The sequence below is a fragment of the Arsukibacterium sp. genome, from assembly GCF_033721375.1.
Taxonomy (GTDB): Bacteria; Pseudomonadota; Gammaproteobacteria; order Enterobacterales; family Alteromonadaceae; genus Alishewanella.
In genome coordinates this window covers 284,053-305,249 of record NZ_JAWWAP010000003.1, presented here as the reverse complement: position 1 = coordinate 305,249, position 21,197 = coordinate 284,053, and the positions used below count along the sequence as shown (strand labels likewise).

General features: G+C 52.2%; 17 protein-coding genes. 8 read left to right on the top strand and 9 right to left on the bottom strand.

The annotated features are described in order from the left end of the window. Window positions 1-12 precede the first annotated feature (12 nt). From R3187_RS06495 to R3187_RS06485, 3 genes are all read left to right on the top strand, one after another. A complete protein-coding gene (locus R3187_RS06495; protein ID WP_318965878.1) occupies window positions 13-1,374 on the top strand; it encodes an MFS transporter in 1,362 nt (453 codons plus the stop codon). Window positions 1,375-1,395: 21 nt separating this feature from the next. Further along, window positions 1,396-2,403 carry a LacI family DNA-binding transcriptional regulator gene (locus tag R3187_RS06490; protein WP_318965877.1) on the top strand — a complete coding sequence of 336 codons (1,008 nt, stop codon included), beginning with the start codon at window positions 1,396-1,398 and terminating at the stop codon, window positions 2,401-2,403. Between the two features lie 158 nt (window positions 2,404-2,561). Then, window positions 2,562-4,211 (top strand): methyl-accepting chemotaxis protein, encoded by a 1,650-nt coding sequence (locus tag R3187_RS06485; RefSeq protein WP_318965876.1) that lies wholly within the window; start codon window positions 2,562-2,564, stop codon window positions 4,209-4,211. A 1-nt stretch (window position 4,212) separates the two neighbouring features. Here the strand turns inward: R3187_RS06485 and R3187_RS06480 are convergent, their stop codons facing one another. The 3 genes from R3187_RS06480 to R3187_RS06470 all read right to left on the bottom strand — a co-directional run bounded on the left by R3187_RS06480 (window position 4,213) and on the right by R3187_RS06470 (window position 7,976). Next, a complete protein-coding gene (locus R3187_RS06480) occupies window positions 4,213-5,205 on the bottom strand; it encodes an aldo/keto reductase (protein ID WP_318965875.1) in 993 nt (330 codons plus the stop codon). 25 nt (window positions 5,206-5,230) lie between these two features. Beyond that, complete coding sequence (locus R3187_RS06475; protein WP_318965874.1) at window positions 5,231-5,782, bottom strand: DUF3617 domain-containing protein; 552 nt, start codon at window positions 5,780-5,782, stop codon at window positions 5,231-5,233. An 85-nt stretch (window positions 5,783-5,867) separates the two neighbouring features. Beyond that, window positions 5,868-7,976, bottom strand: coding sequence for a winged helix-turn-helix domain-containing protein (locus tag R3187_RS06470; protein WP_318965873.1), 2,109 nt, complete (start codon window positions 7,974-7,976; stop codon window positions 5,868-5,870). A gap of 138 nt (window positions 7,977-8,114) precedes the next feature. Here R3187_RS06470 and R3187_RS06465 point away from each other — a divergent pair, with 138 nt between their 5' ends. Then, window positions 8,115-9,926 carry an alpha/beta fold hydrolase gene (locus R3187_RS06465; protein WP_318965872.1) on the top strand — a complete coding sequence of 604 codons (1,812 nt, stop codon included), beginning with the start codon at window positions 8,115-8,117 and terminating at the stop codon, window positions 9,924-9,926. A 3-nt stretch (window positions 9,927-9,929) separates the two neighbouring features. Here R3187_RS06465 and dgt read toward each other — a convergent pair whose 3' ends face one another. The 4 genes from dgt to R3187_RS06445 form a co-directional block, all read right to left on the bottom strand. Continuing rightward, on the bottom strand, window positions 9,930-11,387 hold the full coding sequence (gene dgt / locus R3187_RS06460; protein ID WP_318965871.1) for a dGTPase: 1,458 nt from the start codon (window positions 11,385-11,387) through the stop codon (window positions 9,930-9,932). A 238-nt stretch (window positions 11,388-11,625) separates the two neighbouring features. Next, entirely contained in the window at window positions 11,626-12,222 is a 597-nt protein-coding gene (locus tag R3187_RS06455; protein WP_318965870.1) for a response regulator transcription factor, read from the bottom strand. Beyond that, entirely contained in the window at window positions 12,222-13,304 is a 1,083-nt protein-coding gene (locus R3187_RS06450; protein WP_318965869.1) for a sensor histidine kinase, read from the bottom strand. The genes R3187_RS06455 and R3187_RS06450 overlap by 1 nt, the downstream gene beginning before the upstream one ends. After that, window positions 13,301-13,885, bottom strand: coding sequence for a DUF7010 family protein (locus R3187_RS06445; RefSeq protein WP_318965868.1), 585 nt, complete (start codon window positions 13,883-13,885; stop codon window positions 13,301-13,303). The genes R3187_RS06450 and R3187_RS06445 overlap by 4 nt, the downstream gene beginning before the upstream one ends. Window positions 13,886-14,077: 192 nt before the next feature. On the opposite strand from R3187_RS06445, the gene R3187_RS06440 reads away from it, so the two are divergent. The 4 genes from R3187_RS06440 to R3187_RS06425 are packed head-to-tail and all read left to right on the top strand — an operon-like array spanning window position 14,078 to window position 18,467. Then, entirely contained in the window at window positions 14,078-14,998 is a 921-nt protein-coding gene (locus R3187_RS06440) for an alpha/beta hydrolase (protein ID WP_318965867.1), read from the top strand. Between the two features lie 3 nt (window positions 14,999-15,001). Beyond that, window positions 15,002-15,940, top strand: a complete 939-nt coding sequence (locus R3187_RS06435; RefSeq protein ID WP_318965866.1) for an ABC transporter ATP-binding protein — start codon at window positions 15,002-15,004, stop codon at window positions 15,938-15,940. Then, window positions 15,937-16,686 carry an ABC transporter permease gene (locus tag R3187_RS06430; protein ID WP_318965865.1) on the top strand — a complete coding sequence of 250 codons (750 nt, stop codon included), beginning with the start codon at window positions 15,937-15,939 and terminating at the stop codon, window positions 16,684-16,686. Before R3187_RS06435 ends, R3187_RS06430 begins: the two co-directional genes overlap by 4 nt. Continuing rightward, window positions 16,686-18,467, top strand: a complete 1,782-nt coding sequence (locus tag R3187_RS06425; RefSeq protein WP_318965864.1) for an amidohydrolase family protein — start codon at window positions 16,686-16,688, stop codon at window positions 18,465-18,467. Before R3187_RS06430 ends, R3187_RS06425 begins: the two co-directional genes overlap by 1 nt. A 9-nt stretch (window positions 18,468-18,476) precedes the next feature. On the opposite strand, the gene R3187_RS06420 is transcribed toward R3187_RS06425, so the two are convergent. Together R3187_RS06420 and R3187_RS06415 are read right to left on the bottom strand one after the other, a co-directional pair. After that, window positions 18,477-19,817: a sigma-54 dependent transcriptional regulator gene (locus tag R3187_RS06420; protein ID WP_318965863.1), complete on the bottom strand. Its 1,341-nt coding sequence runs from the start codon at window positions 19,815-19,817 to the stop codon at window positions 18,477-18,479. Next, window positions 19,814-21,169, bottom strand: a complete 1,356-nt coding sequence (locus tag R3187_RS06415) for a HAMP domain-containing sensor histidine kinase (protein WP_318965862.1) — start codon at window positions 21,167-21,169, stop codon at window positions 19,814-19,816. The genes R3187_RS06420 and R3187_RS06415 overlap by 4 nt, the downstream gene beginning before the upstream one ends. Between the last annotated feature and the right edge of the window lie 28 nt (window positions 21,170-21,197).

Here is a 21,197-nt window from a genome sequence, read left to right as displayed (position 1 = left end):
CATGGGGTTAGCATGCTGACAAAAAAAGAAAAAGTGGCCTACGGCCTGGGCGATACGGCCAGCAATATTGTGTTTCAGACGGTCATGCTGTTTTTAACCTTTTTTTATACTGATATTTTTGGTATTTCGCCGGCAGTGGTTGGCAGTATGTTTCTGTTGGTGCGGATTATTGACGCGGTAACCGACCCGCTAATGGGCGCGCTGGCCGATAAAACCCAAAGCCGGCATGGCAAATACCGGCCATATCTGCTGTGGCTGGCATTGCCGTTTGCGCTTTGCAGTGTACTGGCTTTTACCACGCCCGACTTATCCGCCAATGGTAAAGTGATTTATGCCTTTGCCACTTATACCTTGCTGATGCTGGCCTATACCGCCATTAATATTCCTTACTCGGCACTGGGAGGTGTATTAACCGCTGATCCGACTGAGCGGGTGTCAGTGCAATCATACCGTTTTGTGTTCGGCATGCTTGGCGGCCTGCTGGTAACGGCTTGCACTCTGCCATTGGTGAATTACTTTGGCAATGGCGATAATGCCAGGGGCTATCAGCTGACCATCGCCGCCATGAGTGTACTGGGTTTCATTCTGTTCCTGTTGTGTTTTTACGGTACCCGCGAGCGGGTGCATGCCCCGGCTAATCAGCAACTGACGTTACGCAACAGTTTCAGTTCATTGTGGCAGAATGATCAGTGGCGCATTTTATCTGTGGCAGCGTTTTTCCTGTTAACCGGTATGGTGCTGCGTACCACGCTGGCCATTTACTATGTGAAATATTTTCTCGGTCGGGAAGATTTAATTACCGCTTTTATTACTCTGGGCATGCTAGGCAATATTGCCGGCTGCGCGGTGGCGCAGTGGCTAAGCCGTTATATTGATAAAGTAAAAGCCTATATTGGCTTACAGCTTATTTCGGCTGCTATCTGTGTTGTCAGCTTTTTTGTTGGCCCGCAGCAATTAGTGCTGGCCTTTGCTTTGTATTTTTTATGGGGCTTCTTTTTACAGATGGCCACGCCGCTGCTATGGGCCAAAATGGCCGATACCGTTGATTATGGCCATTATAAAACCGGGGTGCGGATCACCGGCCTGGTGTATTCGTCTATCGTCTTTTTTATCAAACTGGGGCTGGCATTAGGTGGCGCCTTAGCAGGCTGGCTGCTGGCCGGTTTTGGTTATCAGGCCGATACGGTACAAAGCATTGAGGCACAGCAGGGTATTTTGCTTAGTTTTACCCTGTTACCTGCTATTGGCTCGATCATTGTGGCGCTGGTTATGAGCCGGTACCGGCTTAACAGCGAGCGGGTGCTGGATATTCACCGGCAACTGGCACAGCAATCTGGTGACAGCGCGCCAGAGCATGCTAGAGTAAACGCCTAACCTAAAGAGCACAGGCAAACCATGGCGACCATTTACCAAGTCTCTGAATTAGCTGGCGTATCGCTGGCTACTGTTTCCCGGGTAATGAACAACAATGTCCGGGTAAGTGAAGCTACCCGCAATAAAGTATTGCAGGCCATGGAACAATTGGGCTACCGGCCTAATTCTATTGCCCAGTCGCTGGCGTCCAGCCGCTCTAACAGCATTGGTATTCTGGTGTCTGAGTTACACGGCCCGTTTTATGGCGAAATGCTGACGGGTATTGAAGCGGAGTTCCGGGCAGCCGGCAAACACGTAATTATTGCTGCCGGTCACAGTGAACGGGCGACAGAAGAAGATGGTATCGATTTTTTGCGCAGCCGCAATTGTGATGCGCTTATTTTGCATGTAGAGGCGGTCAGCGACCAGTTTTTAGTCGATTTAAGTAAAAAAGAAACGCCTTTTGTGCTGCTGAACCGTCAGGTGCCGGCGCTGGCCGACCGTTGTATCAGTCTGGACAATGAGCTTGGTGGCTATCTGGCTGCCCGTCATTTGCTGCAGCAGGGCCACCGTCATATTGGTTATATTGCCGGGCCAATGTGGAAAGCCGATGCCCGCGATCGCTTTCATGGCCACCAACGGGCGCTGGCTGAATATCAGTTAACCGCTGATGAAGCGTTGTTTTTTGAGGGTGATTTCCGGGAAACCGGCGGTAGTAAAGGACTACAGGCGCTGCTGGCCAGCAACCGGCCATTCAGTGCAATAGTCTGCGCCAATGATGAAATGGCATCAGGCGCGCTGACCGCCGCCCGCGAGCTGGGTTATGAAGTGCCGGCAGACTTTTCGGTAATGGGCTTTGATAATGTTAATTTTGCCTATTATACCTATCCGAAACTATCAACTATCGACTATCCGGTCAGCGCCATGGGCCAGATGGCTGCCCGTTGGGTACTGAAACAGGTGTACCAGCAAAACAGTATTGATGTGCAACAGGTATTCAATCCTCACCTTATTCCGCGGGACTCAGTTGCAGAAGCGGCTGTTACCTGAATCGCTATTAACCTTAACACTACGACGAGCGGTAAAAGATAGATCAATATAATTTTTCGCTTAATCGTTAAAGTTAAATTCATTAGTTTTAGTTAAGGCAACAACGTATAGTGCGCGGTTTAACGTGCATGTTGCCCGTTTGTAGTAAAGGAACAGTTATGCAGAATACGCAGTCAATGACCGTCGCAATGCGGCTGACTCTGGGGTTTGGAGTGGTTCTGTTGTTAATGGTGGCACTGACCTTATTCGGCGTGCAACGGGTAAGTCAGATAAATAAGACGCTGACTGAAATAACTGAAGTCAATTCAGTCAAGCAGCGCTATGCCATTAACTTTCGCGGCAGCGTGCACGACAGAGCCATTGCGCTGCGCGATGTTACCCTGGTGCCAAACCTGACGGATCTGCCGGCCATTCTTAACGACATTGAGCGGTTACAAGCCTTTTACCAGCAATCACGCCAGCCAATGGATCAGTTGTTTCAGGCCAGTGCGGACATCAGTGCGGCCGAGCGTCGCTTACTGGATACCATTCATCAGGTAGAGCAACGGGCACAACCATTAGCGGCAGAGGTGATCCGGTTACGCCAGCAAGGCCAGCCGGCTGCGGCACAGCAACTGTTATTACAGCAGATGAGCCCGGCTTTTGTGGACTGGCTGGCCAGTATCAATGCTTTTATTGATTTTCAGGAGCAGAAAAACCAGCAGGCTACTGCCTATGCCCGCGATGTGGCAGAAACCTTTGCGCTGTCGATGGTGTTGCTGACATTATTTGCTATTGTCATTGGTGGAGTAACTGCCTGGTATATCAGTCGCTATTTGCGCAACTCACTGGGTGGTGAGCCTGCACTAACCGCAGAAATAGTCAGTCAGATTGCCGGTGGTGATCTGACAACCCCGATAAAAGACAGTCAGCCAGATAGTATGCTGGCGGCGGTCGCCAGTATGCAGCAGCAGCTGCGGCACACCTTAAAAGAAGTGATTAACGCCGCTAATACTGTGTCAACGCAGGCGACTGAGCTTGATCTTGCATCCCGGGAGGCATTGCAGGCGTCAGAGCTGCAGGCTTCGTCGTCAACCGCCTCTGCGGCCAGTATTGAAGAAATGACAGTCAGCCTGAATGAGGTTGCCAATACGGTGCAACTGACAGAGCAAAACTCCGAGAAAACTGCAGAACTGTCAGCGCAGGGCGCTAAACTGGTAAAAGAGGCCGCAACCGAAATTGGCGTTGTCGCCGAAACTGTACAGCAATCTGCCAGCCAGATTGGCAGTTTACAACAACGCTCGAAAGATATTGCCGGCATCGCTGGCGTGATCCGCAGCATTGCCGAGCAAACAAATCTGCTGGCATTAAATGCGGCCATAGAAGCAGCCCGGGCTGGAGAGTCAGGCCGCGGGTTTGCCGTGGTGGCAGATGAAGTGCGGCAGTTAGCAGAGCGAACCAGCAAAGCGACAACGGAAATTGCCGGGATGATTCAGTTAGTGCAGGATGAAACACAGCAGGCGGTGCTGGCGATGGAAACCTCAGCGCCAAGGGTGGCTCAGGGCCTGGCGCTGGCAAATCAGGCAGCAACGATGCTGGAGCAAATTCGCGTGCAGGCAGAAGACTCGCTGCATAATGTCCGGGATGTATCCCGCTCAACCAATGAACAATCTGCAGCGGTATCTGAGCTGGCCCGGCATATTGAGCAAATTGCAACAATGTCGCGTGAAACCACACTGACGCTGAAGCAAAACCGCGGCGCGGTGGCTGCACTGCAGCAGGTAGCAACCGGGCTAAGTGGCCAGGTAAGCCGGTTTAAAACCGACTAATTCACGGCAGGGCACTGCCGCGGGCACTAAGGTATAACGCATACCAATGTTCGCGGCTTAACTGCACGACCGGCGCCTCTGCACAGGCTTTAATCCGCTCAATGCTGGTGGTGCCGATTACCGGTTGAATATTTGCCGGGTGGCGCATCAGCCAGCCCAGAACTATTGCTTCTTTCGTTACCTGATATTCGGCCGCTAACTGCTGCACCAGCTTTGCCGTTGCCTGCACCTGTGCGGGTTGTTGGCTGACATCTTTACCACTGAACAAGCCCTGGCTTAAACTGCCCCAGGCTTGCAGCTGAATGTTATTGCGGCGACAGTACTCAATAGTGCCGCAACTGAAGTTAACCGGCCCCTGACCGCTGCAGCCGGCTGTCGTGCCCTCATCCAGCCAGGCCAGATGGCTGAGGCTTAATTCCAATTGATTAACAACGAATGGCTCAAGTATCGTATCCTGCAATAGCGCCATCTGATGTTGCTGCATGTTCGAGACGCCAAAATGTTTTACTTTGCCGCTGGCCGTTAGCTTCGCAAATGCTGCTGCAACTTCTGCTGGCTCCATCAGCGGATCGGGTCGGTGTAACAGTAAGATATCCAGCTGTTCGGTTTGCAGCCGGCGTAAAATATTATTAACCGACTCCGTTATCCACTGCTCAGAAAAATCATACCGCTGCGGGTTCGTGTCATCGGCAAAACGGATGCCGCACTTTGATTGCAGCGCCATTTGCTGGCGCAATTCCGGCCGCTCTGCCAACACCTTACCAAAAGCCTGCTCTGCCTTGCCAAAGGTATAAATATCAGCATGATCAAAAATCCGGATACCCGCATCCAGTGCAGCGTCTATTATTTTATGGGTTTGTGCAATATCGGCGGCTGACAGCGGGTTGCTGTTCCAGCCACCGCCTAAATTCATGCAACCAAATACTAACGGGCTGTGCTGGCGCAGCTGGTTTGCCAGCGGATAACTTTTCTGGGTCGTGACAGTTTCGGGCATAGCGGGTCCTAAAATATTAAAAAAATCAGCCGCAATCGGCTTTTAGCCACTTACCGCTTTGCTGCATGGTCATTTTCTCGGCTTTGCCATTTACTTCAGTGGTAAAACTGGCACTGCCACTATAGGCTTTGCGGCTGCTGAAGGTCATTTCACCTTCACCACTGGTTGGTGGCTTGGTATCGCAGCTGAAAGAAAACTGATAGCTGTTATCGCCAGTCTGATTGATTTGCTGCTGACAGCCATCCTGTTGCGGCAACTGACCACGATCAATTTGCTGCTGGGTCAGACAAACCTGGACCGAGCTGCCTTTTAAGTCGAACGACATACCCTGACTGGCCATCATTTTTTCCATCATCTGCCGCTGAGCCGCCGGCATGCTGGCCAGTTGCTGCTCCAGTTGCTGCATAGCGCGTTCCAGCTCACCGCTAGCCGTTTTAATACTGAAGCTATGTTGCCATAAACCGGGTTCGACATCGAGCTGCAGGGTTTCGGCATTGCCGGACAAGCTGGATCCCGCAACAGCAGCACAGAAAATGGTTGCCAGAAAGTGTTGTGGTCTTTTTTTACAATCTTGCATGATAATCCTCCATGACAGTTAAACAAGACTACTTAAACAAACAGCAAGCATAGAAGCTAACCGCTAAAACCGCAAAGTCACCGGCTTATGGCAGCGGTAACTGATAAATGTCGCCCTGCGGCGGCTGGCGTTTAACAAAGTAAATAGCCCGGCTGCTGACACTGTAGTGATGCACCAGATCAGGGCTGTGTGCCAGCAGTAACTCCGGTTCGGCTGCTGCAGTCAGCGATTTACGAAAAATGCCGGCGCCTGGCTGATAATAGACAATGCTCTCGTCCTGCAACTGCCAGTTAAGCCAGTTAACTTTGTCAAAATCGGCCAGTAGCAGTTGCTCTTCACCGCTGATGAGATCAAGTTGCCACAAGCCATCCTGATGGAATTTGCTGTAATAAAGGGTATTTCCGGCCTGATAACCGCTATAACCGCCCTGTGTAGTCAGTTGCTGATGCTCTGAGCCCTGCAGCTGGTAACGCCAGAGTTGCCAGTCACCACTTTTATTGCTGCTGTATATCAGGCTGTTAGCATCCGTGCCGGGATTAACAACATAGGCCTGATGTTCGGCTGGAAACAACTGACTTAACTGGCCATTCGCCAGTTCCAGCTGATATACCGCCCCCTGCTGACTGAAATAAATGCTGCGTTGATCAAACGACCAGCTGAACCGGATAAAAGCAGCCGGTGTCGGTATCGCGGCCAGCATATGTTCAGGGCCGTTGTAGGGTTTGCGCCAGATCTGATGGATACCCTGACGGGTGGTTAAAAACAGCAGCTCGGTGTCCTGTTGATTAACCCGGGGTAAAATGTCCAGCCGGGAGCTGTGGATCAGTGGTGTGGCAGCGGCCTCTTCTCCGGCGTTAACCAGTGGCTGTCGCCAGATATCGGCCTGTTGTTGCACGCTGGCAAAATACAGACGCTGTGTCGTGCTGGTTATCGAATTAACCGGCTGCTGCGAATAAAAATAATGGTTAAGGCTGAAATCAGCCGCCAGGGTAAATAGCTGGTTGCTGGCGGCCAGAATCAGTGGCTGGCCCGCTGGCCAGCTTAAATCCACTACATCAATATCCAGGTCTGTGGTGTGCTGCGGTGTTGGCAACTGGCCATCGGCTAACTGATATAAACTAAGCCGGCTGCGCTGTGCTGTCAGATAACTGGCAATAGCCAGTTGCTGGCCATCTGCGGCAACAGCCAGCGCAATAGCGCCGTTAAAACTGGCTGGGTCTGCCAGGGTAAGTTGCTGCTGATTGCCGGTGGCAAGCTGATAACGATATACCAGATAAGGCTGGGTTTTATTCTGGCGCAGCCGGTAAAAAAAGTACTGATTGTCCGGGCTCCAGCTGGCTTCAAAAGCACTGTCTGGCGGGCAGTCAAATAACGTGCGTTCAGTTCCGGCCGGGCGCAATGGCAGCAACACTATCTGACACTCGTTATCAGCCAGCCTGCGATAGACCAGTTTATCGCCATCCGGGCTGATACTGCCATTTAACGCCTGCACCGGCGCAGCAGTAACAGGTTTATCCTGCTGCGCAGTGCGCAGCCACAGCTGAGTTTTACCGGTCGCATCACGCCGGTGATACAGCAGTTGGCCATCGTTGCTGCTGCTGATATCAAATTCAGCACCATCAAAGCTGGTTACCGGTGCCGGGATCAGCAGTTTATGTTCGGTGCCGGGTACAGCCGGTATTGTTCGCAGCCAGGCCCAGCCAGCAGCGGCAATGGCAAACACAATAACTGCTATCAGCCAGTTTGCTGTGCGGTTACTAACAGCCGTTGGCTTGGCCATAGCGATGTCTGCTGATAAATGTCGCGGCTTATCCATTTCAACAGACTGCTTTAGCGGTGCTGCTATTTCTTCGGTTGTGTAAGCTGTTGCCGGTTGAAGCAAACTGGCTTCAGGTAACAGGCAGTAGCCCAGTTTTGGAATAGTGGCAATGTACTCGGTTGCCGGGTCGAGGCTGGCACAGGCTTTTCGTAATAAACTGACAGCGCGGTTAATGGCACTTTCACTGACCACCCGGCCTTGCCATACTTCAGTGATCAGCTGTTCGCGACTAACCGGCTCTGCAGCGTGGCGGGCCAGTAACAGCAGCAGCTGAGCCTGTTTTGGTTCCAGCGTGCAATGTTGCCCGGCGAATTGCAAAGTGCGGCGCTGCGGATCAAAGATCAGCTGGCCCAGCTGCCATTGCTGTTTGTTCATTCTTTGCTATTACCCCTTGTTTAGCCGTCGAAAACGCATCGTAAGCTTTTCATCATAAATCCATCATCAGACCCTTATCGCCAATGTTAGCTGCGACGTTTAGCTTAGCTGGCGACTTTATGTTAACAGGAAAGTTATATGAAACTACAAGCAATAACAAAATTTGTTCTGTTACTGGCCGCAGGAATTGTACTTAGTGGCTGTTTGTCTTCCGGCCGTTCTCCCGCCAATAATGAAGTACCTGACACAACGGGGTTGGTTGAGCTCGGGGAGCGAAGCTATTTGCTTACATTGCCTGCTGGATTTCAGCCTGATAAAAGTTACAAGTTATTATTGGTATTTCACGGCTCGGGTGGCAACGCCAGCGATATGCGACAAACAGCGCAGTTTGAACAGTATAGTGATGAATACATCATTGCTTATCCGAAGTCGCAAGTGGTTGAGTGGAATGAAGGTTGTGGTTGTAATATTGCTGATCGCCTGAACGTAGATGACCTGGGATTCGTCGACCAGGTTATTGCAGATATTCAACAGAAATATAGGTTATATGATGGCGAAATTTATGCCGCCGGTTTTTCACAAGGTGGGTTATTTACGCAAAATTTAGCCTGCAACCGCAGCAGCGTGTTTAAAGCAGTAGCCGTAGTGGCCGGTTCGATGTCACAGCAACTGGCGGCAAGCTGTTTCCCTGAACAACCACTGTCGGTAATGATGGTGCATGGTTCGCACGATACCGTATTACCCTACAGCGGCTTAAACGATGGCAACTTTGGATTACTCAGCTCACCTAAGGCGATTCAGCTGCATGCCAACAAGCATGGCAGTCTTCCTTACAAAATGATAAAACCCTTAAAGGAACCGGGCGCTGGAGTAATAAGCTACACCAATGGTCAGCAAAAATTCCAGCTGTATAGTGTAGCCTACGGCACGCATCGCTGGCGCTTTGCCAATTTTGATACCTCAGCCCAGATTATACGTTTCTTTACAGAGCTTGAGTCTCCGGAGTTACCAGAGCATTCTAAACTGGTAACCACTGAACAGGGGCAGTTTCATGTCAGAGCAATGGGATTAGAAAACTCTGGCCCTGCCGTAATATTGTTATCTGGTCCGAATCAAAATTATCATAGTGATAGCGCCTGGTTTGCTGCGCTACAGCCTTTATTGGCAGAGAAATACCGGGTATACAGCGTAGATAGATTGGGCAATGCCTACAGTAGTAGCGCAAACGAGTTATCTTATCGTCGTTTTGCAGATGATCTGGCTGGAGTGTTGCACCAATTGCAGGAAACAGAGATAACTCTGGTGTCGTTTGCCAGTGCCAGCATTAGTGCCCGATGGTTTTACGAGTTGTATCAGCAACCTTTTAAGATCAACGCAATGCTGTATGTCGACCCTGACGTTCCACTGCCACATTCACTCGCTATTTATCAAGGTTACCCTGCGGACTGGTATCAGACAAATCTAGCCGAATTATTACCGCACCTGGCCGCTGGAAACTGGACTGCCAGAACCCGCGAAAAGCTGGATGCTGAGTATCAGCATATTAAACAGCTGGTTACGGCACGCAATGTTCAGTTTGACTGGACCTACTTTGAGCAGATTATGCAACAACGTTTGTTGATTTCTCACCAACAGGCCCGGGCCACTGAAATCGCCAGCTATATTGCCGATCTGAATGGCTATGCCCAGCTGCCGATGGTCACGGCAATTCCGGTTAGTGTAATCGACAGCGATTTTGAGCAACAACAGATTGCTGATGCAGAGCCAGCGCAGGTTGCTGCGTTGCAACTTTGGCAGCAGGAAGGCAGCGAATGGAGCGCAGAACAGGCATCGTTATCAAATGGCCAGTACATTGCACTTCCGGACAGCGATCATCTGGTGCCTGTACAGCAACCTGAGCAGATAAAACAAGCGCTCGATTGGTTATACAGTCAGCTGCAGCAGCCATAAAGCTCAGCGGCTATGGCAAAGCACCAGGGTTTGATATTCGTCAAAAGCGAAGTGATCGGTCATGCCGCTGATAAAATCCTGCAATAACCGGCAGCGGTAATACAGCTCGACTGCCGGAGCGTTGTTATTGTTGGCGGCAATGGCCAGCTGATAAGCGGCAACATGTTTATTTGGTAAGCGGTGCGCCAGCCGCTGCTCACGGCCAAAGGCATAGCCCTTATTCTGCAACACGGTGCTGAAGTCGGCAGCAGACAGCTGCAGTAACGGTTGGTAACAGCTAAGCAGGCCGGCAATAATCCGCTGGCCTTGCAGCTCGAGGGTTTCTACTTCGGGTTGATTAAACACAAACTGGCGGGCTACCTGCTTAAAGGTGCTGGTTATCGCATGATACTGGCTGCCATCTTCCAGCAGGGCCCGGTTTAAACTGCCATGATACACCGGCTCTATATTGGTGATAAATTGCTCTGCAGCGTGTCGCACCAGCGGATGGATCATGCCAACTCTTAACTTGATAAAGAACTCGGAGTTTTTATTAATGGGCTCGGCCCCGGCTTTATCCAGCGCCGCTTTAACCAGGGCAGAGAAACTTTCGCTGCCGCCGCTATGAGTGGCAATAAGCCGGTTGGCGGGTTCCAGCTCAGTAAACGCCAGATTGAGTTGTGCTGCCAGCTCAGGCAGGCTGAACAGGCCTTTTTCAACGGCATCTTCCAGATCAGCCAGGCAATATGAAATGTCATCGGCCGCTTCCATAATATAGGTCAGGGGCTGACGACAGCCTGGTTCAGTTGCCAACTGTTGCCATAGCTGCTGTACAAATTGTTGCTCAGCAAAATAGTAACCGGGTTTTTTCTGTAAGTAGCTTTGCTGATGGTGCTGATCCGGTTTGTGCTCAGCACCCAGCCGGGTATATTTTAAAATACAGCCGACCTGAGTGTAAGTCAGATTCATCCGCTGCAGACTATGCACCAAGCGAATAGCCTGAGCATTACCTTCAAACTGAGCCAGCTCGGTGCATAGTGTTTGCCATAAAGTATTATCTGTCAGCTGATGGCAGCGGGTTAGCTCCGGTAAGACCTGGCTGAACCAGCTGTTTATTGCGCTTTCGCCGCTGTGGCCAAAAGGTGGGTTGCCGACATCGTGCAGCAGGCAGGCCATTTCAACCAGTGATTCTATTGGCCGCTCCAGTGCGGTCAGGCCATATTCAGCCTGCTGCTGCTCAGATAACAGGCGAAATACCGTTTGCACAATAAAACGACCGGTTTGCTGTACTTCCAGCGAATGGGTTAAGCGGCTGCGCACCGCGGCATTGCGCTCCAGTGGAAATACCTGGGTTTTTTGCTGCAGCCGGCGCACGGCGGCTGAATTAATAATCCGGCCACGGTCACTTTCCAGTGCGCTTTGCAAGTCACCCACCCTGCTTTGTAGCAGCCGATCAGCTTTGATTTTATTGCGAAAATCCATATCAATGTCCGCTATTGCAGCAAATGATCTCAGTGTGGCGTAAAAAGCGCTTGGCTGTAAAGCTTTTAGGATAACAGGCAGTTTGGTCGCAACCGGTTGACCCACGCCAACACGCCGTGAACCCATCCATGGGGGCTCGTTTCCGCCCGTCCAGGGCTTCAACGGTTGGCTTAGGGTTAATCGGTTACTTCGAATCGAAACTGTTGTCGATCAAAGCCAACCCTTATGCAAAGTAGTATCACAGCCAGCCCTTTTGCCGGGCAATCCGCGCGGCGTCAATCCGGTTAGCGGCATGCAGTTTGCTGATGGCTTCTGATAAGTAATTACGGGCGGTACCCTCGGCAATATACAGCGCCGCTGCAATTTCACTGGTGGTTTTGCCATCGGCAGCAAGCCGCAGCGCCTGGCGCTCTTTGTCACTGAGCGGGTCCTGCTCGCCGAGCGAGTTTAACAGCAGCTCACTGTCGACCACTTTCTTGCCCGTCATCACCTGCTGGATGGCCTGCACCAGTTGTTCTACCGGTGCGTCTTTTAATAAAAAACCACCCACCCCGGCGTCCATCGCCCGTTTAACATAACCGGCGCGGCCAAAGGTGGTAATAATTACCACTTTTGTAGCCAATTGATGTTGCTGCACATATTGCGCCAGTTCAATGCCTGTACAGCCGGGCATTTCTATATCGCTTAGCAATAAATCGAACGGCTGTTGCTTCAGTAGTTTAAGTGCGGCATTGCCGTCAGCGGCCTCTGTTACCTGAAAATCAGCTTCCAGTCGCAGCAGGCTGGCCAGAGCAGTGCGAACCATGGCCTGGTCTTCAGCCAGTAAAATATTCATCAGGTTGCTTCCTGTAACAATGTGGATTGCTGAGGCAGCTCAATAGTGGCTGTCAGCCCCTGGTTGTGCTGCAGCTTCAGCGTAGCATTAATTGCCGTTAAGCGTTCACGCAGGCCGGTAATGCCATTGCCTTCTTTAACGTCGGCTTGGCGGCCATTGTCGCTTAAACAAATTTTTAAGATGCCGGCTTGCTCGGTAAAGCGAAGCTGGCAGCTATCGCCTTTGCTATGGCGCATTATATTAGTAACCAGTTCTGTCAGCGCCAGCACCACCGCCGTTTCCCGGCGGCTATCCAAATGTGGTATCTCACCGGTTAGTTCTGCCACAAAACCGGCATCGCGCAGCCGGCTAAGTAATCTGGCCACTTCAGCCGTCAGCCCCTGGTGTTTGTAGCCGGAAACGCTTTGCCGGACCTGGCTTAAGGCCTCGCGGGCGATCTGGCTTAATTCGGTTAATTGTTGCTGCGCGGCGTCAGCTTGCTGTCGTGCCAGCAGTTTTTCTGCCAAATCTGCCTTTAAAATAATGCTGGATAAGGTGTGGCCAAGAATATCATGCAAATCGCGGCCAATTCTTTCCCGTTCAACCATGGTTGCCAGTTGTTTAATTTCGTCACCACTTTGCTGCTCTGCCAGGCGATGGCGTAGTTTGGCCTGCTCTGCCCGGCCCAGAAAACTGACCGCCAGCACAATCGGAATGCCCATAATTAAAAACAGGTTCCAGTGAATAGTCAGGGTTAAGTCCAGCAACACCAGTAACGCCAGCAGCAGGGCTGTCAGCAGCAGATAGCGCTTTAGCGAATAAGCGAAGCCGATAAAAAAGCCGGCGTAAGCAAACATAGAAACAGAGCCCGGGTTTACCGGGGTTATCAGAGCCGCTACCAGCACAATGCCGGCTATTGGCCAGTGCATGTTGTGGCGGTTACAACGATAAGCCCAGAAGTAACAGCCCAGAAACAGCAGCAGCGCCGATAGCATACTCAGGTATTGCCACGGTGAAAAACGCACGGTAAATAGCGGAATAATATAGAAAATGAGGTTTATCAGATAAACCCAGCTCATTTTCCGTTCCAGCTGTGTATTCATGGTGCCACTACCTGTGCTGTTAAAGTGTTTAGTGGTTGCAGCTTACGCCAGCGCCGCTCCAGCGTGATGATGCTGATGGCATAAATTGCGACAATAATTAATGGCATAGTAACAAAACTATGTTCTGGTGCCACTATCCACGCTAGGGTGCAGCATGCGGTGCGGGCCAGGGTGTGAAACAAACCAATCCAATGTTGAATAATCCAGCCCAGCGGTAACCACATCAGTCCGGTAAGAATGCCAATACTAAATGGCAAAGAACGATAATCTGCCAGAAAATAAGGTATTGCAATGGCATAAACCAATGCCGCCATTACCACCCCGTAAAGAAACAAACCATCAAACGGATTTTTCTGTGACTTTTTAAAACTCATTTTTTCACCGGTTAACCGGGCTATTGCCATTGCCAGATACACAATACTACCGGTACCAATAAACAACGCCATTATTGCTTGCTGTGGCGGTAGTAAGGCGCCGGTAACTGCCAAAGCGGACCATACCAGCATGCCGGTTAACGGCATGGCCAGAAAACGCCGCTGGCTAAACTGAGTTCTGTATTGTTCTAAAGTAAGGGCTGTCATTTGTCTGTCCTTTCGCTGTGTTGTTGCCGGTAAGTATCGGTTAGTGGCGAAAAATCCGGCAGTGTGCTTTGTCAGCGATTCCAATGACAAATGTCACCGCTAATTGATGACTTCTGTGAGCATGCCTGCAACCTGGTTCAGGTTAGGCTGGTGGCAGCTGAATCACAGCCACTGACTAACAGGACTACTCTGATGAAAAGCATACTTAACGTTAAAATTAAAACCCTTTGTACTGTTGCCCTATTTTCGGCCGCGGTAATGGCGCCCGCCGGTGCGCTGCTGGCTCAGCCAGAGACTACTACTGCTGCCAGCCAGCAGCAAGCTTGTGCCTGCTTCGAGGTAAAAGTGGTGGGTCAGGGCCCCGCTGTTATTCTAATCCCGGGGGTCGCCTCCTCGGGTGAGGTTTGGCAAAGCACCGTTGACGCCCTTAAGGCAGATTATCAGCTGCATGTGCTGACACTGGCCGGTTTTGCCGGGGTAAAACCGATTCCGATGCAAAGCTGGGGTGACGGTTATCTGGCAATCCAGCAACAAGCGATTTTGCGCTATATCAGCGAGCAACAGCTGGAAAAGCCGGTGATTGTCGGCCATTCCCTGGGCGGGTATCTGGCATTGGCGCTGGCGGCTAATGCGCCAGAGCAGATTGGCGGTGCGGTTAATGTTGATGGCTTACCGGCATTAGGTGCCATGTTCAGCCAGGCTGCCGCCAGCAATAACACCGGACAGCAACAGCCACAACGTTTTGACCCGATGGCGATGGCCAAAAGTATGGCAACGGCTGAAGACTGGCAGCAGCGGATTGTCAGCAATATGATGAGCTCGGACGGCCAAACCTCCGGCAGGGTAATGGGCGAGCTGATGCGCGCTGACCTGCGGGGGCAGCTGGCCAATATCCGGGTACCGGTGCTAACCCTTGGCGCCTTGCAAAATGGTGCGCCTTACAGCACACCGGAACAGGTACAGCAAAACTATGAAAATCAGTTGGCCGATGCGCCAGCACAATACCACAGCTTTGCCTTCGCCCGTGACTCTAAGCATTTTATTATGGCCGATGCGCCAGAGTGGCTGAATCAGCAAATTGGCCGGTTTTTATCACAACGTGGTAAGGAGTAACCGATGAGCAAGCTGCAACCACAGTTAACCGTTACCGCGCTGAGTAAACGTTATGCTGGCGTTACTGTGCTGGCCGGCGTAGACCTGACACTGGCCGCCGGTGAGGTGTTATGTATTCTCGGCCCCAACGGGGCGGGCAAAACCACCCTAATTTCGGCCATTCTGGGGCTGGTAGCGGCCGATAGCGGCGAAATACAGTTGCTGGGCCAGACGCAGCAGGGAACAACCCGCAGTACCGCATTGCGCCAGCAATGCGGGGTGATGATGCAAATTGGCAGCCTGAGCGCCAATTTAACCGTCGCCGAGCAGTGTGATTTGTTCAGCAGCTATTACCAGAATGGCTACCGTGCCAGTGAACTGGTAGCGCTGGCCGGCTTGCAGGCTCATGCCAAAGTGCGTTTTGGCCGGTTATCCGGCGGCCAGAAGCAACGCTTATTGTTTGCGCTGGCGCTGGCCGGCAAACCGAAGCTGGTATTTCTGGATGAACCTACCCTGGGTATGGACGTGGAGGCCAGACGAAATTTATGGCAGCAGATCCGTCAGCTTAAACAGCAAGGGGTTGCTGTGGTGCTGACCACCCATTATCTGGAAGAGGCCGAGCAGTTGGCTGATCGGATCATGGTACTGCATCAGGGCCAGTTTATTGCCAATGGCAGCCCGGAGCAGCTGAAAGCCTTAACCCAATATAAAGTGGTGCAGTGTTGCTGCAGTTTAACTGATGCCGAGTTACAGGCATTGCCAGGCGTACTGCAACTTAGCCGGCAGCAGGAGCTGATAACACTGCATAGCAGCCATGCCGAACAAACTGTTAAAGCTTTATTTAATCAGGATCCTGCTGTCAGCCAGCTGGAAGTAAGGCCGGTGCCACTAGAGCAGGCTTTTTTACAACTTACCGCACCGACCGCTGAACACAGCAGCACAAATAAGGAGCAGGCCGCATGAGTAGCTTAACGATATATCAGAAAGAAGCCTGGTATGACTTAATCAGCGTCTGGCGTACGCCGGGTTTTGTGTTGCCGGCATTGGCATTTCCTGTGGTGTTTTATCTGTTTTTCGGGGTGCTGTTCAGCCCGGCGGGCAGTACCAACCATGCCGCTTATATGCTGGTAACCTACAGTTGTTTTGGCATTATGGGGCCGGCCATGTTTAATTTTGCCATGAATATCGCCAGCGATCGGGCGCAGGGCTGGTTAACCTTAAAGCGACTGTCACCGATGCCGGTCAGTGCTTATTTACTGGCAAAAATGGTTACCAGCCTGGCGTTTGCTGTGCTGATCATTGTGATGCTATTCAGCGTGGCTGCGATATTTGGCAACGTGCGGCTGGAGCAGGGCCAGTGGCTTGGTTTAGCGCTGCTGTTGCTGGCGGGTACTGTACCTTTTGCCCTTATCGGCTTGCTGTTAGGCTTAACCCTCAGTGACAAAGCGGCGCCCGGCGTGGTTAACCTGTTGTACCTGCCAATGGCCTTTTTATCCGGCTTGTGGCTGCCTATTCACCTGCTACCACAGTTTTTGCAGCAGCTTGCCTGGATGTGGCCAAGTTATCATTTGTCGCAGCTGGGATTAAAATTGCTGGCTATGGATCAGGGCCAGCCGGTGCTGCTGCATCTGACTATACTGCTACTGACCACAGCGGTGCTCACCGGCTTATGTTTGCTGATCTTTCGCCGCTATACCGGAGCTAAATAATGAAAAGTCTGGCGTTCACTATCCTGGCGGCGTTGCTGGTGATGTTTTTTCTGCTGCTACCGCAGCCAGAAGTATCTCCGGCAAACACCCGGACTGCAGCCACAGCTGCGGAACTAACAGAAAATAGTTTTATTCTCGGACCGGTACGGCTGTTTGATGGCGAGCGCTGGCGCGATGAGCGTTTTGTTGAGATCAGAGACGGCCGGGTACAGCAACTTTACCTGGATAAACCTGACAGCGCGCTGCCACTGATAGCGGGCAATAACCAATGGCTGCTACCAGGATTGATTGACAGCCACGTCCACGTCTGGGGCGATGCGCTTGAGCAGGCGCTGAATTTTGGTGTCACCACGGTGCTGGATATGTTTGGCGATCAGCAGTTTCTGGCGGCGCACAAAGCCAGCAGATCCAGCACGGCCCAGACCAATCAGGCTGATATCTATGGCGCTGGAACGCTGGTGACCGCGCCAAAAGGCCATGGCACTCAATATGGCAGAGCAATACCGGTAATTGAGCGCCCGGAACAGGCCACTGAATTTGTCGCAGCCAGGCTGGCCGAAGGTTCTGACTTTATTAAAATTGTTTATACCTCTGCTAAAGCGTTGCGCCGTTTCAGGCCATCAATTGATCTGGCAACCTTGCAGGCGGTGATCGAAGCCGCTAAAGAACAAGGCGTGCTGGCAGTAGTGCATATTGCTGATTTACCGTCGGCTGAAGAGGCACTGGCAGCCGGTGCAGATGGCCTGGTGCATAGCTTTTTCAGTGAACCGGTAAGCGACCAGTTGCTAAAGCTGATGGCCAACGAGCAGCGCTTTATTATTCCGACCATGATTGTAATGGAAGGCATGCTTACCGGCAGCATAAATGAAGAATTGCTGCTGAATGCCCCACCAGCTGCACTTACGTCTGCGGCAATCAGCAGTTTAAACGAGCGTTTTAACCATTCGCCAATTCCATCAGACCGATACCAGTTATTGGCAAACAACACCCGCCAAATGGCCGATGCTGGCATACTGCTATTAGCCGGCTCTGATGCGCCAAACCCTAATACCGCTCATGGCGTCAGTTTAATCGTGGAAATGGTGTTGCTGCAACGGGCCGGCGTGCCGGTATTGCAGGTGCTGCAAAGTGCTACCTCTGCGCCGGCGCAAGCCTTTGGTCTTAAAGAGGCAGGCTATCTGCGGCCGGGCTACAAGGCTGATATGGTATTACTGGGTAATGACCCGATGGCCGACTTAACCACGTTACTGGCACCTGCGGCCATCTGGAAAAATGGCTGGCACCATCGGCCGTCATTGCCGGCAAAAAGTACTGGATTAAGCCGCGGTCTGATTGCCGATTTCAGCGCTGACCTGGTAGCGCGCAGCGGTGGTTTCGCTGCCAGCAGCGATAGCATGATGCAGGGGGAATCTTCAGCAGCAATCAGGGTGCAGCAAGGCGTGTTGCTGGTAGAGGGTGTTACCCGGCCTGGCTTTGCCTACCCCTGGGCCGGAGTCGCCTGGCAAACGGGCAGCAGTATCGAAAGCGGCAGTGATTTCAGCGATATTGCCAGTATTCAGTTTAAGATCCGCGGTACCGCAGGAGAGTACCGGCTGGATGCGTTCTCAGCCGGCAGCTTTATGCCCGTCAGTCACCGCTTTACGGTCAGTGCTGACTGGCAAACTATCGAGGTGCCATTGTCGGCATTTAATGGCCTTAATACCGAAGCTGTCAGTATGTTGTTATGGAACGGCCCGCAGGGCGAATTCAGCTTTGAGTTGGATGATATTACCCTGGAGTAAGCGGCCCTGTTAATTCAGCTGGTATTTATCCAGCCGGTATAACAGGGTTTTATAGGGCAATTGCAACAGTTTGGCGGCCTGGGCTTTATTGCCGTCTGCCCGTTGCAAAGCCTGTAACAGGCAATCGCGTTCATGTTGCTGCCAGTTCAGCCCTTCCGCCGGCAATACAAACTGGCCGGGACTGGCTGCGCTGGTGGTTAACCCTGCCAGCAGCTCCTGCTCATCGCCCAGTAATACAAAGCGTTCAATCCGGTTGGCCAGCTCGCGCACATTGCCCGGCCAGGGGTAATCCATTAGTTGTTTCAGCGTCGCTTTGGTTAAGGCGGGTGCATCAAGCTGATAACGCTGCTGGCTGATTTGCAGAAAATGCTGAATTAACTGCGGAATATCCTCGCTGCGCTGACGCAGTGCCGGCATATGCATGGGGACCACATTTAACCGGTAATATAAGTCTTCCCGAAAGCGACCCTCCTGTACAGCCTGGGCTAAGTCCTGATGGCTGGCGGCGATTAACCGCAGATCGAGCGTGATCTCCTGATGGCTGCCCAGCCGGGTGACTTTACCTTCCTGCAGCAGGCGCAGTAATTTTGCCTGCAGGCTTAACGGCAGTTCGGCCACTTCATCCAGAAATAAGGTGCCGCCGGCTGCCGCTTCAAACTTACCGGCTTTCGCCTGATGCGCGCCGGTGTAGGCGCCTTTTTCCGCGCCAAACAGCTCTGCTTCAGCCAGTTGCTCAGGGATGGCGCCACAGTTAATGGCAATAAAAGGCCCTTTGCAGCGGGACGACAGCTGATGCAGCGCCCGGGCTGCCAGCTCTTTGCCGGTACCGCTTTCGCCACTGATCAGCACAGTAGCATCGCTGTTCGATACCCGGTTAATCCGCTGAAACAACTGCTGCATGCAGGGCGCTTTACCAACTAAATCGACCAGCTGGCGTTGCTCGCTAAGCTGCTGGCTTAACTGGCGATTCTGGCTGCGCAACCACTTGGCGGTTAACCCCTTGCTAACGGCCAGCAGCAGTTCCTGGCGTTTAAAAGGCTTGGTTAAGTAGTCATCGGCCCCGGCCTGGATAGCCTCGACCGCATGGCTGACTGAGCCATAGGCCGTTGCGACGACAAAACCCAGTTCCGGCAGGTTGGTGCGCACATAATTTAAAATGGTTAAGCCGGTGTAATTGCCCAGCTTCCAGTCACTGAATACCAGCTCAATTTGTGGCTGCTGTTTTAGCAGCACCAGCGCATCTTCCACGGTCGCGGCGCTGAATACCTGATACTGCTCACCCTGCAACAGCTTGCCAAGTAGCTGGCGCTGTTCGTTATCATCTTCTACCAGCAGGATAGTTGCCGTCATTGCGCTGCTCCGCCAGATACGCCGGTAAATGCTTCGCTAAGAGTGACAATAGCGCAGCAACCGCCCTGCGGCCGGTTTTTCAGTTCAATCGACCCCTGATAATACAGCTTCAGCAGCCGGCTGCTGATATACAGCCCCATGCCGGCACCATCTGCCTTGCTGGAGCAATGCGGGCTGAATAGTCGCGGCACAATATCGGCACTAAGCCCTGGGCCGTCGTCGCAAATTGTTACCTGTAACTGCTGCGCTGTGGTTTGCACATCGATACTAATCTGGCCTTTGCCACCACAGGCTTCAACGGCGTTGGCCAGTAAAGTATGAAAAATACTGCGTAATTCGGCTTCGGCGCCGGCCACACTGGCCTGGCTATCGCCGCTAACGACAAAGCGCAGCTGGTCACTGCTGAATTCCAGTAGCAAATCATCCAGTACATTCTGCAGCAATACTTGCTGGCTGCGATCAATGTCGGCACAGCTCAGGGTTAACATCGCCGTCAGGTTGCGGTTGATATGCTGCATTTTCTGCTCGGCCTGCTCGCTTAACCGCTGGCGTAACTCAGGGTCGTCACTGCTGGCCACCTGCTCCAGCAGTAAACTTAAGGTGTGAATAGGGTTACGCAATGCATGCACCATACCGCGGCTTATTTCACCCAGCTCCGCCAGGTGCTGCTGTTGCTGATGTTGCTCTGCCTGGGCGGCCAGTGCGGCTAACTGACTACTCATCTGATTAAACTGCTCGCTGACATAGCGGTATTCTGTCAAACCCGCCACGGCTACCTGCTGGCCAAGCCGGCCATGTTGCAACTGCTTAAAGCCGGCAACTAACCGCTGCAAAGGCTGAATAAGCCGATGGCCCAGCCACAGCGCAATCAGCATGGCCAGTGCGGTGCTGGCAGCAATTAGCAACATGGTGTATTGGGTAAATCTGGCGATCAGCGGGTTGGCGTCATAGTAACGGCTGCTGTGGCGCAACTGGGCAGCCCGGGCGTGCAGTTTTTCCGCATCTATCTGGGCCAGAATACGCTCTACCGCCAGTTGCTCGTGTCTGCTGGCTTCGGCAAGCTCTTCAATATTCAACCGTTTACCGTCCCGTTCTATTTCAATGATTTGCACCTGACGCTGCCTGGGCGCTGTTCCGGGCGCCGGCGGTGGCGGTGGTGGTGGCGGATGTCTGACTATCTCTTCCAGCTGGCTTGCCGTTTGCGCCAGCACCACCCGGGTCATTTCACTGCTACTGCTGCTGATTTGCTGTTCTATCTGGCCCTGAAACAGCCGTACCAGCCATATCTGGCTTAGTGCCATTAGCAATAATAAACAGATGATACCTAAACTTAATGCCAGCCGGATTGACATAAAACCACACAAAAAAGTATTCAGATAC